At 73.0% G+C, this 17,607-nt stretch carries 11 protein-coding genes; 8 read left to right on the top strand and 3 right to left on the bottom strand.

Annotation, left to right across the window (positions count from 1 at the left end):
- Positions 1 to 129: 129 nt before the first annotated feature.
- The 4 genes from ABIA32_RS10540 to ABIA32_RS10525 all read left to right on the top strand — a co-directional run bounded on the left by ABIA32_RS10540 (position 130) and on the right by ABIA32_RS10525 (position 9,491).
- Positions 130 to 4,017 carry a UvrD-helicase domain-containing protein gene (locus ABIA32_RS10540; protein WP_370093732.1) on the top strand — a complete coding sequence of 1,296 codons (3,888 nt, stop codon included), beginning with the start codon at positions 130 to 132 and terminating at the stop codon, positions 4,015 to 4,017.
- 78 nt (positions 4,018 to 4,095) lie between these two features.
- Complete coding sequence (locus ABIA32_RS10535) at positions 4,096 to 4,836, top strand: hypothetical protein (RefSeq protein ID WP_370093731.1); 741 nt, start codon at positions 4,096 to 4,098, stop codon at positions 4,834 to 4,836.
- A 26-nt stretch (positions 4,837 to 4,862) separates the two neighbouring features.
- On the top strand, positions 4,863 to 8,132 hold the full coding sequence (locus ABIA32_RS10530; RefSeq protein ID WP_370093730.1) for a UvrD-helicase domain-containing protein: 3,270 nt from the start codon (positions 4,863 to 4,865) through the stop codon (positions 8,130 to 8,132).
- Positions 8,133 to 8,411: 279 nt separating this feature from the next.
- A complete protein-coding gene (locus tag ABIA32_RS10525; protein WP_370093729.1) occupies positions 8,412 to 9,491 on the top strand; it encodes a PP2C family protein-serine/threonine phosphatase in 1,080 nt (359 codons plus the stop codon).
- A gap of 383 nt (positions 9,492 to 9,874) precedes the next feature.
- On the opposite strand, the gene ABIA32_RS10520 is transcribed toward ABIA32_RS10525, so the two are convergent.
- Positions 9,875 to 10,846 (bottom strand): endonuclease/exonuclease/phosphatase family protein, encoded by a 972-nt coding sequence (locus ABIA32_RS10520; RefSeq protein ID WP_370093728.1) that lies wholly within the window; start codon positions 10,844 to 10,846, stop codon positions 9,875 to 9,877.
- A gap of 267 nt (positions 10,847 to 11,113) precedes the next feature.
- On the opposite strand from ABIA32_RS10520, the gene ABIA32_RS10515 reads away from it, so the two are divergent.
- Complete coding sequence (locus ABIA32_RS10515; RefSeq protein WP_370093727.1) at positions 11,114 to 12,577, top strand: dipeptidase; 1,464 nt, start codon at positions 11,114 to 11,116, stop codon at positions 12,575 to 12,577.
- 17 nt (positions 12,578 to 12,594) lie between these two features.
- Positions 12,595 to 13,539, top strand: coding sequence for an NAD(+) diphosphatase (nudC, locus tag ABIA32_RS10510; protein WP_370093726.1), 945 nt, complete (start codon positions 12,595 to 12,597; stop codon positions 13,537 to 13,539).
- A 100-nt stretch (positions 13,540 to 13,639) separates the two neighbouring features.
- Here the strand turns inward: nudC and ABIA32_RS10505 are convergent, their stop codons facing one another.
- Complete coding sequence (locus ABIA32_RS10505; RefSeq protein WP_370093725.1) at positions 13,640 to 14,092, bottom strand: ATP-binding protein; 453 nt, start codon at positions 14,090 to 14,092, stop codon at positions 13,640 to 13,642.
- Between the two features lie 126 nt (positions 14,093 to 14,218).
- On the opposite strand from ABIA32_RS10505, the gene ABIA32_RS10500 reads away from it, so the two are divergent.
- Positions 14,219 to 14,353, top strand: a complete 135-nt coding sequence (locus ABIA32_RS10500) for a hypothetical protein (protein ID WP_370093724.1) — start codon at positions 14,219 to 14,221, stop codon at positions 14,351 to 14,353.
- Positions 14,354 to 14,780: 427 nt separating this feature from the next.
- Here the strand turns inward: ABIA32_RS10500 and ABIA32_RS10495 are convergent, their stop codons facing one another.
- Positions 14,781 to 15,032, bottom strand: a complete 252-nt coding sequence (locus ABIA32_RS10495) for a mycoredoxin (protein ID WP_370093723.1) — start codon at positions 15,030 to 15,032, stop codon at positions 14,781 to 14,783.
- A 148-nt stretch (positions 15,033 to 15,180) separates the two neighbouring features.
- Between ABIA32_RS10495 and ABIA32_RS10490 the strand changes: the two genes are divergently transcribed.
- Positions 15,181 to 17,469, top strand: a complete 2,289-nt coding sequence (locus tag ABIA32_RS10490; protein ID WP_370093722.1) for an ATP-dependent DNA helicase UvrD2 — start codon at positions 15,181 to 15,183, stop codon at positions 17,467 to 17,469.
- Positions 17,470 to 17,607: the final 138 nt, after the last annotated feature.

Here is a 17,607-nt window from a genome sequence, read left to right as displayed (position 1 = left end):
ATGAATCCCGCGAAGCGGGGGACAAGGCAGTGGTTGTCGGGGCAGGATCGTAGGCTCGCTACCGGGCGGAGCGCGTGAGGCGCACCCCGTCCCTCCGCGCAGCCGCTGTTCTTCCCCTGGACCACGCCCATGACCAGCTCCGTTCCCGCCGGCGCGTACCGCCTCGTGCGCGAGCCGGTCACGCCCGCGATCGTCCCTGCCCTGGACGGCTACCAGCAGGCGGTCGTGGATCATCGCGGCGGTCCGCTGCTCGTTCTCGCAGGGCCGGGCACGGGCAAGACGACGACGCTCGTCGAGGCGGTCGCCGCCCGGATCGCGGAGGGCGTCCCTGCCGAGGAGATCCTGGTCCTGACCTTCAGCAGGAAGGCCGCCGTCGAGCTCCGGGACCGGATCACCGCCCGAGTGGGCGGCGGCGCGGTCCCGCAGGCGACGACCTTCCACTCCTTCTGCTACGCGCTGCTGCGCGCGCACCAGGAGCCGGACCACTATGCGGAGCCACTGCGACTGCTCTCCGGCCCGGAGCAGGACGTGATGGTCCGTGAGCTGCTCGCGGGCGGTGCGGAGGACGCCCGGCACGGTGGCGGCCTGGACTGGCCCGCGGAGCTGCGGGCCGCGCTGACCACGCGCGGCTTCGCGGACGAGGTCCGCGCGGTGCTGGCCCGGGCGCGCGAGCTCGGCCTGGGCGGGGCGGCGCTGGCGCGCTTCGCGGAGCAGGTCGGGCGTCCCGACTGGCGGGCTGCGGCGGGCTTCCTGGCGGAGTACCTCGACGTGCTGGATCTCCAGGGCGTGCTCGACTACGCGGAGCTGGTGCAGCGCGCAGTGCTGCTGGCCGAGCGGCCGGAGGTGGCGGAGCAACTGCGGCGCGCGTTCCAGGTGGTCTTCGTCGACGAGTACCAGGACACCGACCCCTCCCAGGTCCGCCTGCTGCGCGCGCTGGCCGGCGAGGGCCGCGAGCTGGTGGCGGTGGGGGATCCGGACCAGTCGATCTACGCGTTCCGCGGCGCGGACGTGAACGGCATCCTCGACTTCCCGCACCAGTTCCCGCGGGCGGACGGCACGCCAGCACCGATCCGGGTGTTGCGCGTCTCACGTCGGGCGGGCGCCCGGCTGCTGGCTTCCAGCCGGGTGCTGGCCGAGCGTCTCCCCGCGGGGCGGCTGCCCACGGCGGCCCTGGAGGCACACCGTCGGCTGATCCCGTCCCGGGAGGGCGGTTCGGTCGAGATCCTGACCTTCCCGACACCGGGCGCCGAGCTCGACAACATCGCGGACCTGCTGCGCCGCGCCCACCTGGAGCAGGGGCTGCCGTGGGGCGACATGGCCGTCCTGGTCCGCGCCGGCGGCCGCTCCCTGCCGGGGCTGCGCCGCGCGCTCACCTCGTCCGGCGTCCCCGTCGAGATCGACGGCGACGACCTCCCCCTCCACGCCGAACCGGCGGTGGCACCCCTTCTCTCCGCCCTCCGCCTCTGCGCCCTCGGCGCCGCCCACTCCCGCCGAGCGGCCTCCGGCCTGGTCCCGGCACCGTCCGCGCCGACGGATTCCGACGGAGAGTCAGTGCCGCCGGGCCTGCCTGATGACCCGTCCGGCGAGACCGCCCACCTCGGCACCCAGGACTGGGCTCCGGCCACAACCCCAGTTCGTGACCCCGCCCTCGGTGCACCGGATTCCGACCCGGGCGAGGCGGCTGGTGTGCCTGCGCCGACGGTCCCGGCCCCGGTCGGTGGGCACAGCCTCGGTGGGCCAGCCGGCGAGCTGCCCGCGGCCGATCCGGTGGGTGGCGCCTCCGGCGAGGCGGCTCCCGCCTCCGGCGTGGCTCTCGCTGTGCCTGGCGCCTCGGTCGGGGGAGCGGCCGGGGTGCCTGCGCCGACGATCCCGGCCCCGGCCGGTGCGCATCGCTCGAGCGGGACGGGTGCCGACCTGCCCACGTCGGGCCAGGCGGCTGGCGCCTCCGGCGTGGCCCCGGTCGTGCCCGGTGCGCCTGCCCCGACGGTCCCGGTCCCGGCTGAGAGTGAGGGCCACGTTGTGTCCGGCGGAGCCGATGTGGGGGCGGGCGGGGGCGCCGGGGATGGCGATCCGCTGACCGCCGAGGTTGCGCAGCAGTTGCTGGCCGGGCCGTTGGCAGCGCTCGACGGGGGGGATCTGCGGCGGCTCGGGCGGGTGCTGCGCGAAGAGGAGCGCGCGGAGCTGAGGGGCCTGCCGCCGGAGCGGCGGCGCGCGGTGAGGTCGGCGGAGGCGCTGATCAGGGAGGCCCTCGCGGAGCCCGAGCGGCTCGTGACGTTGCCCGGGCACGCCGCGCGGCGGGCCCGGGAGCTCGGGCTGCTGCTTCGCAAGGTGCGGGAGCTGCTGGCCGGCGGTGCCACCGCCGAGGAGGCGCTGTGGGCGCTGTGGGAGGCGAGCACGTCCTGGCGCGAGCGGCTGGAGCGCGCCGCGCTCCGCGGCGGTCCGGCCGGTCGGAACGCCGACCGGGATCTCGACGCGCTCTGTGCGCTCTTCGAGACCGCCGCCCGCGCCGAGACGCATGCACACGGTCCCCGCGGCGCGCTGAACTTCCTCGCCGAGCTCGAACAGCAGGACATCGCCGCCGACACGCTCTCCGGCCGCGCCGTCCGCCCCGATGCTGTCCGGCTGATGACCGCCCACCGTGCCAAGGGCCTGGAGTGGCCGCTGGTCGTCGTCGCCGGTGTGCAGGAGGGCGTCTGGCCCGACCTGCGCCGGCGCGGCTCGCTGCTGGAGGCGGATCGGATCGGCGTGGACGGCCTGGCAGAGCCCATGCCGCAGAGCGCCCTCCTCGCCGAGGAGCGTCGCCTCTTCTACGTGGCGGTCACGCGCGCGAAGGAGCGGCTGGTCGTCACCGCGGTCCAGGCCGCCGCCGAGGACGGCGACGAGCCGTCCCGATTCCTGCGCGAGCTCTACCGGGAGCGCCCGGACGGCACCCGCGTGCCCGAGGTCCGCGTCGAGGACGTCGCGCAGCGGCCGCGCCGCGCGCTCTCGGTTGCGGCGCTCGTCGCCGAACTGCGCGCGACGAGCGTGGACGGGACAGCCTCCCCCCGACTGCGCGAGGCGGCGGCCGAGCGCCTGGCCAGGCTCGGCGCGCTGACGGACGAGGACGGGGCGCCGCTCGTCCCAGCAGCGAATCCGCACCGTTGGTGGGGCATGGCCGACGTGACCGAGAACATCGTGCCGGTGCGCGACCCGGCCCGGCCGGTGGAGCTCTCCGGCAGCGCACTCGAGTCCGTCGACGCCTGCGCGCTCCAGTGGTTCCTCGGCCGCGAGGTGCGGGCGCAGGAGGCGTCGAGCGGAGCGCAGGGCTTCGGCAACGTCGTGCACGTGCTCGCCGAAGAGGTCGGCGCGGGCCGTACACCCGCCGATCTGGACGTGCTGATGGCCCGTCTGGACCGTGTCTGGGACGCGCTGGCCTTCGACGCGCCGTGGAAGTCCGACCAGGAGAAGGGCGAGGCGCGCGCCGCGCTCGAACGCTTCCTGGTCTGGCACGCGGCCGAGCGCGGCCGGGTGCCGGTGGGCACCGAGCAGCCCTTCGACGTGGAACTCAAGGCGGGCCCCTACGCGGTGCGCATCCGCGGCACGATGGACCGCGTCGAGCGGGAGGAGTCGACGGGCGCGGCCTACGTCGTCGACTTCAAGACCGGTCGCCGCACGCCCACGCAGAGCCAGGTGTTGGCCCACCCACAGCTGGGCGTCTATCAGCTCGCCGTCCGCGAGGGGGCGGTGGACGAGGCATTCGGCGACGTCAGCGATGTCGACGGCGGTCACCCGGCGCCGGGCGGCGCGGAGCTGGTCCAGCTGCGCCAGCCCGCGTCCAAGGCGGAGCCCGACGCGCCGCGTGTCCAGAGCCAGGCTTCGCTGACGGAGGGCGCCGAGTGGATCGAGGGCCTGCTGGCGGAGGCGGCGGACCGGATCGTGCGCGAGCGCTTCGTGCCGACGACGGGCGACCAGTGCGGCCACTGCTCCTTCCACGGCAGCTGTTCGGCGCGGCCGGAGGGGCGCCAGGTCGTCGAGTAGGGGGAGGCGGGGCCGGCATGGATGGGGTGTGCAAACATATGCGCCTCGCTACCGCTCGATTCAAGGAATTCACGTCATATGCACACCTACCAGCGCATATTGGGCGCTACCGCCGCCTGCCTCGCCGTCATGCTCGGAAGCTCCGCGTGCTCGATGCTCGGCGGGTCGTCCACGCCGAGCAGCAACGCGGGCGCTGTGAGCTCCACGCCCAGTCCGACGGGCGTGAGCGCGGACGCCCTGGCGTCCAACTCGGTGGCCGATCTCGGTTCCGCCGCCTCGGTCCGGCTCGTGGGGAACGTGACCTCGAGCAGCCGCAAGATGACGCTGAACCTGCAGCTGGTCGCGGGCAAAGGCTGTGCCGGCACCATCGCGATGGGCAGCAAGGGTTCGTTCAAGATGACGCTGCTCGGCACCAAGCTCTGGGTCTTGCCGGACAAGGCCTTCTGGGTCGGCGTCGGGGCGCACGGCAGCAAGTTGACCGAGATCGAAGGCAAGTACATCGGGACGACGATCTCCAGCAAGGCGTTCGGCAATTTCGCCACGCTCTGTGACGCCAAGACGCTGGCGGGCCACTTCGGCAACGCGAGCGGGATGACCCGTGGTGCCGGCAGCACGATTGACGGGCAGTCCGTGGTGGCCGTGCAGGACCCGGTCCAGGGCACCGCCTACATCACGGACACCACGACTCCGCACCTCGTCCGGCTGAGCATGCCGGGCGCGAGCGGCGGGCAGATCGACTTCCTCGACTACAACAAGCCCGCGGTGATCACCGCCCCGCATGCGTCGCTGACCGTGCCCGGATCGAAGTTCGGGTTCTGACAGACCCCCGCGCTAGCGTGTGAGTCATGCCCGGCCCCCTCACCAGTCCCGAAGAGCTCAAGGAGCTCCTCGGGATCCCGTTCACCGCGGAGCAGCTGCGTGCGATCACCGCGCCGCTCGCCCCCGCGGTGATCGTCGCGGGCGCGGGATCCGGCAAGACGACGGTGATGGCGGCGCGCGTGGTCTGGCTCGTCGGCACCGGACAGGTCCGGCCCGCGCAGGTGCTCGGGCTGACCTTCACCAACAAGGCTGCCGCCGAGCTCTCCGAGCGCGTGCGGAAGGCCCTGCGCCAGGCCGGCGTCGCCGAGCCCGAGCGGGAGCCGGCGGGTGAGGCCGGCGTGGAGCTCGGCGAGCCCGAGATCTCGACGTACCACGCCTTCGCCGGGCGGCTCCTCAAGGACCACGGCCTGCGGATCGGTCTGGAGCCGGACGCCCGGCTGCTCGCCGACGCCACGCGGTTCCAGCTCGCCGCGCGGGTGCTGCGGCAGGCACCGGGCCCCTATCCCGCGCTCAAGGACGGGGTCTCTTCGCTCATCGCCAAGCTGGTCAAGCTCGACGGCGAGCTGGCCGAGCACCTGGTCGAGCCGGAGCGCCTCGCCGCGTACGACACCGCGCTGCTGGCCCGCCTGGACGGGGTGAAGCTCAGCAACGAGACGCTGCGCGCCGTCCCGGTCGCGGCCGAGGCCCGGCGCGAACTGACCGAACTCGTCACCCGGTACCGCGCGCGCAAGCGCGAGGCGCAGCTGATGGACTTCGGCGACCAGATCGCCGCCTGCGCCCGCCTGGCCCAGTCCCGGCCCGAGGTGGGCGCGCTGCTGCGGGAGCAGTTCGCCGTCGTGCTGCTCGACGAGTACCAGGACACCTCCGTGGCCCAGCGGCTGCTCCTCGCCGGGCTCTTCGGCGACGGCAGCGGCCACCCGGTCACCGCCGTGGGAGACCCGTGCCAGGCGATCTACGGCTGGCGGGGAGCCTCGGTCGCCAACCTGGACGAGTTCCCGCACCACTTCCGCCACGCCGACGACACGGCCGCCGCGCGCTACTCGCTCAGCGAGAACCGCCGCTCCGGCGGCCGCTTGCTCGCCTTCGCCAACGATCTCGCCGCGCCGCTGCGCGCGATGCACGAGGGCGTCGCCGCGCTGCGCCCCGCGCCGGGGGAGGAGCTGTCCGGCGGGCTGAGCTGCGCCCTGCTGGAGACGCACGAGGGTGAGATCGACTGGCTGGCCGACAGCATCGCCCACCTGGTCCGGACCGGCACCGCGCCCGGCCGGATCGCCGTGCTCTGCCGCGGCGGACGCGAGCTCTTCCCCGACGTCCACGCAGCCCTCGTCGCGCGGGACGTCCCGGTCGAGGTCGTCGGCCTCTCCGGGCTGCTGCACCTCCCCGAGGTCGCGGATCTCGTCGCCACCTGCGAGGTGCTGCAGGATCCGACGGCCAATGCGGCGCTGGTCCGGCTGCTGGTCGGGCCGCGCTGGCGGATCGGGCCGCGTGATCTGGCGCTGCTCGGCCGCCGAGCCCGTGACCTGGTCCGCGTGGCGTCGGTGCCGGACGGCCGGACGGACAAGCTGGCCGAGGCTGTCGCCGAGGCCGATCCCACGGAGATCGTCTCGCTCGCGGACGCGCTGGAGTCGTTCCTCTATCCCGGGCAGGCCGGTGAGCCCGAGCTCCCCTTCTCGGCCGAGGCCGCAGCCCGGTTCGAGCGGCTGGGCGCCGAGATCCGCGAGCTGCGCCGCGCGCTGGCGGAGCCGCTGATGGACGTGCTGCACCGGGTGCTGACCGTCACCGGCCTGGAGGTCGAGCTCTCCGCCTCTCCGCACGCCCTCGCCGCCCGTCGCCGCGAGACGCTCTCCGCCTTCCTCGACATCGCCGCCGGCTTCGCCGACCTCGACGGGGACCCTTCCCTCGGCGCCTTCCTCGGCTTCCTGCGCACGGCGCAGGAGTACGACCGCGGTCTCGACAATCCCCCTACCTCCGGTGGGGGGACCCCCTCCTTGCCCGGCGGCGACGACACAGTGAAGGTGCTCACCGCTCACAAGTCCAAGGGCCTGGAGTGGGACGTCGTCTTCGTCCCCGGCCTGGTCAAGGGCGCGTTCCCGAGCGGCACCGGGCGTGAGCGGTGGACGGCCCGCGCGGAGGTGCTGCCGCACGCCCTGCGGGGCGACGCCGCCTCCCTGGCCGCCGACCCGGCGTGGACGGCGGCGGGCCTGAAGGCCTTCGAGGCGGAGATGAAGCAGCACGCGGCGACGGAGGAGCTGCGCCTCGGCTACGTCGCCTTCACCCGCCCGCGCGCCAGGCTCTACGCCTCTGGCCACTGGTGGGGGCCCACCCAGAAGCGCCCGCGTGGTCCTTCGGAGTTCCTGACGGCGCTGCGCGAGTTCGCCGAGCAGCGGCCGCAGAGCGGAGTCGAGATCGAGGCATGGGGCGAACCGCCGGCTGAGGGCGCCTCCAACCCGGCCCTGGACACCGGCGTCGAGCACGCCTGGCCGCTCCCGCTCGACGCCTCCGCCCAGGCGGCTCGCCGACGCGCGGGCGAGCGCGTGCTGGCCGGTCCGCTCGGTGAGGAGTCCCCGGCCGTGGAGACGCCGGAGGAGCGGCGTCTGGTCGCGAGCTGGGACCGCGATCTCGAGCTGCTCTCCGGGGAGCTCCGCCGCGCCCGCAGCCGGGTGCGGGAGGTGCCGCTGCCGCGCTCCCTTTCGGCCTCCCAACTGCTTCGCGTCGCCGCGGATCCGGAGGGTTTCGCCCGCGAGCTGGCCCGGCCCCTGCCACGGCCGCCGCAGCCTGCCGCGCGGCGCGGGACGCGGTTCCACGCCTGGGTGGAGTCTCGCCTGGCTGTCGAGCCGCTGCTGCTGCTCGGCGAGGACGCGCTGCCGGGCCTGGACGACTCCGGCGTCGAGGACGAGCGGGATCTGGAGCGGCTCAAGGAGGCGTTCCTGCGCAGCGAGTACGCCGGGCGCACGCCGCACCGCGTCGAGGAGCCGTTCCAGCTGTTGCTCGGCGGCCGCGTCGTGCGCGGCCGGATCGACGCCGTCTACCGGACGGAGCACGGCTTCGAGGTCGTCGACTGGAAGACCAATCTGCGCGAGACGGCCGACCCACTGCAGCTGGTGGTTTACCGTCTGGCCTGGGCCGAGCGGGAGCGGCTTCCGCTGGATCGCGTCTCGGCGGCCTTTCTGTATGTTCGCAGTGGGACGGTCGTTCGGCCCGAGGCATTGCCCGGTCGTGAGGCCCTGGAAGCACTGCTCGACGCCATTACTCCAAATGGGGAGCAGATAGGTGGAGGGGCCACGGAGGCTTTGTGAAAGGACTGTGCAGCCTGTCCATTTCGCGCCTAATGTGGGGTCGTTAACCAGTCAACTTCGATCCAACTTTGAACTATTTCTGGCCGCGGTAGGGGCGTCCCGTCGGGCCGCCCGCACTCGACACCCGACCCTCGTTGCACAGCGCCCGCAGGAGAAACGACGTTGACTGCCGCCGGAAGGTTCCGCCACCTCAGCCGTTGGGGCCGGGGGGTATTGCTGCTGCCCTTTGTCGGGGTGGCTTTGGTCTTTGTTCTCGACCGTGCCAGCAACAACCCCAACGTGACCTTCGAGCCTGCTTTGACGGCGGGTCCGGCGCTGGCGGCCGTGGTGAGCAACAGCCTCTGGTTCCCGCTGCTGGTCGGCGGTGTGACGATGGGCGAGGCCTTCGGCATCGCAGCCGAGGACCGGACGATGTCGGCCTCCGTCCACACGGCCAGCGTGCTGGCGATCGTGCTGATCAGCGCGATCGGTGCGACGAGTGTGATGCTGCGGAACCGCCAGGAGCGGGCCCTGGCCGACGCCCAGCTGGTCTCCGAGGTGGCGCAGCGCATCCTGCTGCGCTCGATCCCTGAGCGGATCGGTCCGGTCCGCGCGGCTGTGCACTACGCGGCCGCGGCCGCGCACGCCCGCATCGGCGGCGATCTCTACGAGGTGGTACAGACGCGCTACGGCGTACGCGCGGTGATCGGCGACGTGCGCGGCAAGGGCCTGGCCGCGGTGGAGACGGCGGCGGCCATCCTGGGCGCGTTCCGCGAGGCCGCGCACCAGGAGCCGGCACTGGACAAGGTGGCCGCCTGGCTCGCGGACAGCCTCGGCCGCGCGCTGCACGAGAACGGCGGCGAGCACGAGGGCAGCGACGAGGAGTTCGTGACCCTGGTGCTGGTCGGCGTCCGCCCGGACGCGGTGGTGGAGATCGTCAACTGCGGACACCCCGCGCCGCTCCTGCTGCGGAAGGGCACCCCGGTCCGCTTCCTCGACCCGCCGGCCAACGTCCCGCCGCTGGGCGTGCTGGAGCCCGAGGACGTCGAGCCGCCGATCCTGCGGCTGACGCTCATGGAGGAGGACCGGCTGCTGCTCTACACCGACGGGGTCATCGAGGCGCGCAACAGCTGGGGCGTCTTCTACCCGTTGGCGGAGCGGGTCCCCGACTGCGCGAGCGCGGACGCCCCGGCGGAGGTGCTCGATCGCCTGCACGAGGACGTGCGCAGGCACGTCGGCCACCAGCTCGGCGACGACGCGGCGATGCTGCTGCTTCAGTACGCGCCGGTGCCGACCCCCGGCACGGCCCTTGCGGTCCGCTCGGTCGTCCACCCGCGCGCGGTCCACGACCAGACGACCCCCCAGGGTCACGCGGACTGAGCCCGACCGCCCACCCGCGGCGCAGCGCGGCCCGCCGAAACAGGCGCCCGCCTCAACCACTCCCGCCGGCCCGGCCTCCGGCGGTGTGGCCCGAGCGAGCCTCGAAGTATGACGGGGCTCCGGCTCGGCCTTGGGCCGTGTGGCCCGAGCCTCGAACCGCGAGCGGCGGCCCCGGGTTCGGCCCCGGGCTGCCTGACCCGATGGTCTCTGAAATTGGCCTGGCCCAAGCTCTGGGCCTCTCGCCTGGCCGAAGCTCGCGGAGCCTGGCCCACGCGGTCCGGTCTCCGGCCGCGTAGCCCAAGTCTTCGCCTGTCCGGCCCGCGTTCCGGTGCCGCAGCAGACGTCGCGGCCGCGGGTGCCGGAGCTCGGGTGGCTGCCGTGGGTCAGGTCGCGGGTCCGGCCGTCCGCTGGGGCTGGCTGCCGAAGGAGAGCTGGACCAGCAGCGGGCGGTGGTCGGAGACGCCCGTCGTCGGAGTCTCGATGCGTTGGACCGCGGAGCGGGGGACGCCGACGGCGAGGACATGGTCGAACTGGACCGCCGGCTTGTGGGCCGGGTAGGTCGGGGTCCGGGCCAGGTCGCGCCAGCCCTGGAGGCGGACGCGCGGTGACGCCGCCCGGTGCGGGCGGCGGTTTCCCGGGCGGAGCCGGCTGCCGTCGACAACCGAGGCGCCGCCGAGGACGGTGCGCGGGACCGGGCCGATCAGGTTGAAGTCGCCCAGCAGCAGGTACGGCGCGGGGAGGTCCGCGATCCACCGGCGCATTCCGGCCAGCTGGCCCATGTTCCAGCCGGGGACGAAGGACAGGTGCGCCGCCAGCGCCGTGAACGGACCGGCCGGGCCCTCCAGCACCGCTGCCAGTGCGGCGCGCGGCTCGTCCGGCACGGGGGTCAGCCCGCGTCGCCCGGCGACGCGCAGCGGCAGGCCGAACGGCGCGGCCGGAAAGCGCCGGGCGCGCCAGTGCAGTACCGGGAGGCGCGTGATCAGCGCTGTCCCGTAGGCGGGCTGGTCCGCGTCGCGGTCCGGGGTGTCGGGGCCGTAGACGCGCAGTGCGGTCGCGTCGGGGGCGTGTACCCAGCCGGCGACCGGCGCGGGGCGGCCGACGACCGCTGCGGCGAAGCGGTAGTCCCGCGCGCCGAGCGCTTTCGCGGCGATGGCGGCCTGGTCGACCAGGCCGGAGCGCTCCTGGAAGCGGTCGACCTCCTGGAGAGCGAGCACGTCCGCGTTCAGCGCGGCGACCGCCTCGGCCAGCGGTGCGGCGGGATCTCCCGCGTGGAGGGAGTCGGGCAGAGGTCTCCCCTCGGTGTCCATCGGCTGGCCGTGCAGGAGGTTGAACGTCGCGATCCGCAGCTGACTCACGGGTCGAACCTACGCCAGAGAGGGCTTGCCGCGGCGATAGACCGGACTCGAGACGACCAGGCCGCCGTCCCGGATGATCCTGCTTCTCGGCGCGCTGACGGTCACGGGCGGCGTCGTCCTCGCGCTGGTCAGCAGGCCGAGTATTGATTTCTCGCGCAGGCAGTGAATCGAGCACGCAGTGAATCGAGCAGAGCCTCGCGCCCCCAGGGTCAGCGCTGCGGACCGCCCGTGCTCGGCGGTGCGCCGCTTCGAACTAGAGTCGTGCCCATGAGCCCTGCCGAAGCCCCGGACAGCGTCGTCCGCGTCGTCCGCGCATACATCGACCAGCACCGTGCCGCTTTCCTCGACGACCTCGCGGAATGGCTGCGCATCCCCTCCGTCTCCGCCGACCCCGAACGGGCCGGCGAGGTGCGCCGCTCCGCAGAGTGGCTGGCCGCGAAGCTCAGTGAGACCGGGTTCCCGGTGGCCGAGGTGTGGGACACCGAGAAGGGCGGGCTGCCCGCCGTCTTCGCCGAGTGGCCGTCCGGTGACGCCGACGCGCCGACCGTGCTCGTCTACGGGCACCACGACGTGCAGCCCGCCGCGCGTGAGGACGGCTGGGCCACCGAGCCCTTCGAGCCCACGATCGTCGACGGCCGGATGTACGCGCGCGGCGCCGCCGACGACAAGGGGCAGGTCTTCTTCCACACCCTCGGTGTCCGCGCCCACCTCGCGGCGACCGGGCGGACCGCGCCCGCCGTCAACCTCAAGCTGCTGATCGAGGGCGAGGAGGAGTCGGGCTCCCCGAACTTCGCCGCGCTGGTCCGTCGGCATGCCGACCGCCTCGCCGCCGACGTCGTGATGATCTCCGACACCGGCATGTGGGGAGAGACCACCCCCACCGTCTGCACCGGTATGCGCGGTGTCGCCGACTGTGAGATCAGCCTCTACGGCCCCGGCACCGACATCCACTCCGGCTCCTTCGGCGGGGCCGTGCCGAACCCGGCCGACGAGGCCGCCCGCCTGGTCGCCGCACTGCACGACGCGGACCGGCGGGTCGCGATCCCCGGCTTCTACGACGGCGTCGTCGAGCTGACCGAGCGTGAGCGCGAGCTCTTCGCCGAGCTGCCCTTCGACGAGGACGCCTGGCTGGGTGTGGCCAAGTCCCACGCCACCCAGGGCGAGGCGGGCTTCAGCACGCTGGAGCGGATCTGGGCCCGCCCGACCGCTGAGGTCAACGGGATCTGGGGCGGCTACACCGGCCCCGGCGGCAAGACGATCATCCCGGCCGAGGCGCACGTCAAGCTCTCCTTCCGACTGGTCGCCGGCCAGGACGTGGACAAGTTCCAGCAGTCCATCGGGGCGTGGGTGGCCGCTCAGGTCACCCCCGGCATCCGGTACGAGATCGAGTTCCGCGGCGCGACCCGCCCCTGCCTGACGCCGCTGGACCACCCCGCGCTGCAGTCGGTGGTCCGCTCGATGGGGCAGGCTTTCGAACAGAAGATCCGCTTCACCCGTGAGGGTGGTTCCGGACCTGCGGCCGACCTGCAGGACGTGCTGGGTGCGCCGGTGCTCTTCCTCGGCATCTCGGTGCCCTCGGACGGGTGGCACTCGATCAACGAGAAGGTCGAGCTCGCCCTGCTGGCGAAGGGAGTGGAGACCTCGGCCTACCTGTGGGCCGACCTGGCCGAGCACTGGGCCGTGGGGCAGGGGCAGCAGTCCGACCGCCCGTCGCAGGCCCGCACCAACTGATCAGGGGGGAGTGAACCGTGACGGTTCACCAGCACTTCGACCGCCCGCTCGCGCTGTCGCGCGTGGGTGTGAACAGGGCCGCCGAGCACCGGCTCGACGAGCCGTGGCTGGCCGCGGCCTGGAGTCATCCCAGCACCCAGGTGCTGGCGATCTCCGAGGGCAAGGCTTTCGTCGTCGACGCGGAGCAGGGCAGCGAGCTGGTGCTGCTGCCCACCTTCGAGGCGCCGGATGAGGGCGAGCGCCACTTCCTCGGCTGCGACGAGGAGGGCACGGCCTACTTCGCCGTCTCCTGCGCGCAGCTGCCGGGGCGTCTGGACGGCCCGGCCCGGCCGGCGGGCCTGCGTGAGGTCGGCGGCCTGCTCGGCGATCGCGACGCCGGGCTGCTCGTTCATGCCGTGGCGCTGCAGAACTGGCACCAGTCGCACCGGTTCTGTGCCCGCTGCGGACACCCCACGGTGGTGGCGGCGGCCGGGCACGTGCGTCGCTGCACCTCCTGCGCGCAGGAGCACTACCCGCGCACCGACGGTGCGGTGATCATGCTGGTCACCGACGAGCAGGACCGCGCGCTGCTGGGCCGTCAGGCGCTGTGGCCGGAGGGGCGCTACTCGACCCTGGCCGGCTTCGTCGAGCCCGGCGAGTCCCTCGAGCAGGCGGTCGCCCGCGAGGTCGCGGAGGAAGCGGGCGTCCGGGTGGACCTCGATTCGGTCGAGTACGTGGCCTCGCAGCCGTGGCCGTTTCCTTCCAGCCTGATGCTCGGCTTCACGGCTCGCGCGGACATGCGCGACGGCGGCGCTGACATCGAGGTCGACGGCGACGAGCTCGACGAGGCGCGCTGGTTCACCCGGGAGGAGCTGCGCACCGGCATGGAGAACGGCACGACGCTGCCGCCGGCCGGCATCTCCATCGCGCGCAGGCTCGTGGAGCTCTGGTACGGCGGCCCGCTGCCCGAGACGAGCTGGTAGACCCGAACCGCGCGAGCGACCCCGCCCGCGACCCCACCCCGCCGATTACGTCCCGGGGTGTGGGGTCGCTCGCGCGCCCCCACGCGCCCCCCGGCATGCCTCACGCGCCCAATTCACCCGAAGGGTGCACGAGGCTGCCGACCTCCTCGAACCGGTCCGGCTTGGCCGGCTCCAGTTGGAGGACGCAGGTGACCGTCTTGCCGGTGAGCCGGACGACCACGTCCCAGCTCTCGGCGAGCAGTTGGACGATCTGCAGGCCGCGTCCGCCCTGCGCGTCCGGATCGGCGTCCCGCGCGGTGGGCAGCGTGGTGCCCTCGTCCGTGACGGCGATGCGCAGGCCCGTCTCGGTCAGCGCGAGCGTCAGGTCGACCGGGCCGCTGCCGTAGCGGAGAGCGTTCGTGACCAGCTCGGAGACGACCATCTCGGCGCTGTCGACCAGCTCGGACACGCCCCAGGCGGCGAGCGCCGTGCGCGTGATCCGACGCGCGTGGCGGACGTTCCGCGGATGAGGCGGGAAGGAGGCGATAGCCGCCCAGGCTCTCCGGTCGTTCATCGTTCGTGCCTCCGGGGCAGAATCGTGTGGCGCGCAGGTAGTTGGGATAATCCGGATTGAGCCAGCCTCGACCGATGTTGGCCCGTTTCCCTGAGGCTGCGCAAGTGGAATGGCTACATTCTCGGGGTGAACATTTCCCGAGGGCCAGGGCAGGCTCCCGAATATCAGCGGTTCGCCGCGGATCTACGGCAGCGGATCATGGGCTGGGAGTGGCAGGCGGCCGTGCCGCTGTGGGTCGAGAGCGACCTGGAGAGTCAGTAGCGCGTTGCTCGTCATACTGTCCGACTTGCTGTTGATGTTCTCGTCCACGAGGGACTTTCATGCTTATCGTGCACCCACTGATCCCGCTGTCGTAGCCCCCTTCGCTCCGCGCTCGCGCCATATGCGGAAGAAGCGGAAGCGGCGGAGGTCTTCGGCCGGAAATTGTGCGCGGACTTCCAGATGCTGATCGTACGGGCCGCCACCGACATCACCGATCGGCTGAGGAACCGGGTCTGGCGCGGGCGGTGACGAGGTCGCCTCGCGCGGACCGGACCGGTCGAGTCGGGATGCGTGGACGAACTATGCGTCCGGATGCCGAATCCCGCCCTCGGCGCGGCGCGTGGGCAGGGTGCAGAACAGCGACCGGCCCCGGGTGGAAGCCCGGGGCCGTCGCTGTCGCGGGTGCGTTCGGCGTGCTCGCCGGAGGTCAGGCGATGGCGGCCTTGACCTGGGCCAGGGACGGGTTGGTCATCACCGTCTCGGTACCGGCGGAGGAGGTCGCGATCACCGTCGGAACCGTCTGGTTGCCGTTGTTGACCTTCTCGACGAACGCGGCCGAGGCCGGGTCCTGCTCGATGTTGATCTCGGTGTAGGCGATGCCCTCGCGCGTCAGCTGCGACTTCAGTCGCTGGCAGTAGCCGCACCAGGTGGTGCTGTACATCGTGACTGTGGCGGACATCCGCATCGCTCCTTGTGTCTTGCCTGGTGTCTGGCTGCCAGTACGCCCAACGTACCGGCGGGGCGACTGCATTCCCCGGTCGTATCAGCACACCGGCCCTGTGGACAACGTGGCCCGGGTTGTCGCCGCGGCTTGAGAGGATGGCGGCATGCAGGTAGAGCTCCCGGGCGCAGCGCCCTTCACCACCGCACCGCGTGACGCCGAGGCCGTGCTCGCCGGGCTCGACCCGGAGCAGCGGGCCGTCGCCACGGCCCTGCAAGGCCCCGTCTGCGTCCTCGCGGGCGCCGGCACGGGCAAGACCCGCGCGATCACGCACAGGATCGCCTACGGCGTCCGTAGCGGCGTGATGCAGCCGCAGCGGGTGCTCGCCGTCACGTTCACCGCCCGCGCCGCCGGCGAAATGCGCGGACGGCTGCGGCAACTGGGCGTGGAGGGCGTGCAGGCGCGTACGTTCCACGCCGCCGCCCTGCGCCAACTCCAGTACTTCTGGCCCCGGGTGGTCGGCGGGGAGCTGCCGCGGCTGCTGGAGCGCAAGGTGCAGCTGGTCGCGGAGGCGGCCGGGCGCTGCCGGCTTCGCCTGGAGCGGACGGAGCTGCGGGATCTGACCGGTGAGATCGAGTGGGCCAAGGTCACCCAGACGGTGCCGGAGGACTACCCGGCCGCCGCGATCAAGGCCGGGCGGGAGACTCCGCGCGATCCGGCCGAGATCCGTCAGGTCTACAAGGTCTACGAGGAGCTCAAGCGCGACCGCGCCGTCATCGACTTCGAGGACGTGCTGCTGCTCGCCGTCGGCGTGCTGGACGACCGGGCGGAGGTCGCCGAGCAGGTCAGGGCCCAGTACCAGCACTTCGTCGTCGACGAGTACCAGGACGTCTCGCCGCTGCAGCAGCGCCTGCTCGACCTCTGGCTCGGCCCTCGCTCCAGCCTCTGCGTCGTCGGCGACGCCAGCCAGACGATCTACTCCTTCACCGGCGCCACGCCGGAGTACCTGCTCGGCTTCCGCGCGAAGCACCCCGACGCGACGGTGGTGAAGCTGGTCCGCGACTACCGGTCCACCCCGCAGGTCGTCCACCTGGCCAACGGCCTGCTCGCCCAGGCCCGCGGGCAGGCCGCCCAGCACCGGCTGGAGCTGGTCTCGCAGCGGGACGCCGGCCCCGAGCCGGTCTACATGGAGTACCCCGACGAGCCCGCCGAGGCGGAGGGCACGGCTAAGCGGATCCGCGCGCTGCTCGATGCGGGGGTCCGGGCCAGCGAGATCGCGGTGCTGTTCCGGGTCAACGCGCAGTCCGAGGTCTACGAGCAGGCGCTGGCCGACCAGGGCATCGCCTATCAGCTGCGCGGCGCCGAGCGCTTCTTCGAGCGTCCCGAGGTCCGCGAGGCCGGGATGCTGCTGCGCGGTGCGGCCAGGGCCGGTGGCGGCCCGGTCGATCCGCTGCTGGAGGACACTCCCGAGAGGCTGGCCGAGCAGGTCCGGGCGGTGCTCTCGACGCGCGGCTTCACGGCGCAGCCCCCGTCCGGCTCGGGCGCGGTGCGCGAGCGCTGGGAGTCGCTGGCCGCGCTGGTCCGCCTCTCCGAGGAGTTCGAGGCCGCCCAGCAGGCGGCGGGGCAGCCGGCCGGCCTCGCGGCCTACGTGGCCGAGCTCGACGCCCGTGCCGCCGCGCAGCACGCCCCGGCTGTCGAGGGCGTCACCCTTGCCTCGCTGCACTCGGCCAAGGGTCTGGAGTGGGACGCCGTCTTCCTGGTCGGTCTCACCGAGGGAATGATGCCGATCACCTACGCCAAGACCGACGAGCAGGTCGAGGAGGAGCGGCGGCTGCTCTACGTCGGCGTCACCCGGGCCCGCGAGCACCTCGGCCTCTCCTGGGCGCTGGCCCGCTCGCCCGGCGGTCGCGCGTCGCGCAACCCCTCCCGCTTCCTGGACGGCCTGCGTCCGGGCTCGGCCACCCGTGGCGGTGGACGCGGCGCCGGCCGCGCCGGCGCGGCCGGGGGAGCCGCCGGACGCGAGGGTCGCACCGCACGCTCGAAGGCGCCGCTGAAGTGCCGGGTCTGCGGACGGGTGCTCACCGAGGCGGTCGAGCGCAAGCTCCGCCGCTGCGACGACTGTCCGTCCAATCTGGACGAGGCCCTCTACGAGCGGCTGCGCGACTGGCGCGGCCGGATGGCGAAGGAGCAGGGCCTGCCCGGCTACTGCGTCTTCACCGACGCCACCCTGCTCGCCATCGCGGAACAGCTCCCCGGCTCGCTGACGGAACTCGGCCAGATCTCCGGAGTGGGCCGCGCGAAGCTGGACAAGTACGGCGAGACCGTGCTGTCGTTGTGCGGGGGAGTCGATTCGCCGTCCGAGCCGCTCGAACCATTCGGGCAAGGGGACATCTCGGACCTGTCGGACGAGAACGGCGCCTCTGAGAAGTCAGCAGAAGACTCGCCGGAAAAATAGTTTGCGCCCGCAGTGCGGACCCTACTAGCGTGCCAGCACGGTCAAGGAAACGAGACCGAGCCCACTCAGGTCCCACCTGTAGCGGGCGTCACTGCTGCACCTGTACATCCTCCGGGGTGTACGCCAAGCTTGACGAAG

Origin of the sequence: Streptacidiphilus sp. MAP12-20, assembly GCF_041262525.1 — a bacterium.
GTDB lineage: Bacteria > Actinomycetota > Actinomycetes > Streptomycetales > Streptomycetaceae > Streptacidiphilus.
This window is presented reverse-complemented; position numbering and strand designations above follow the sequence as displayed.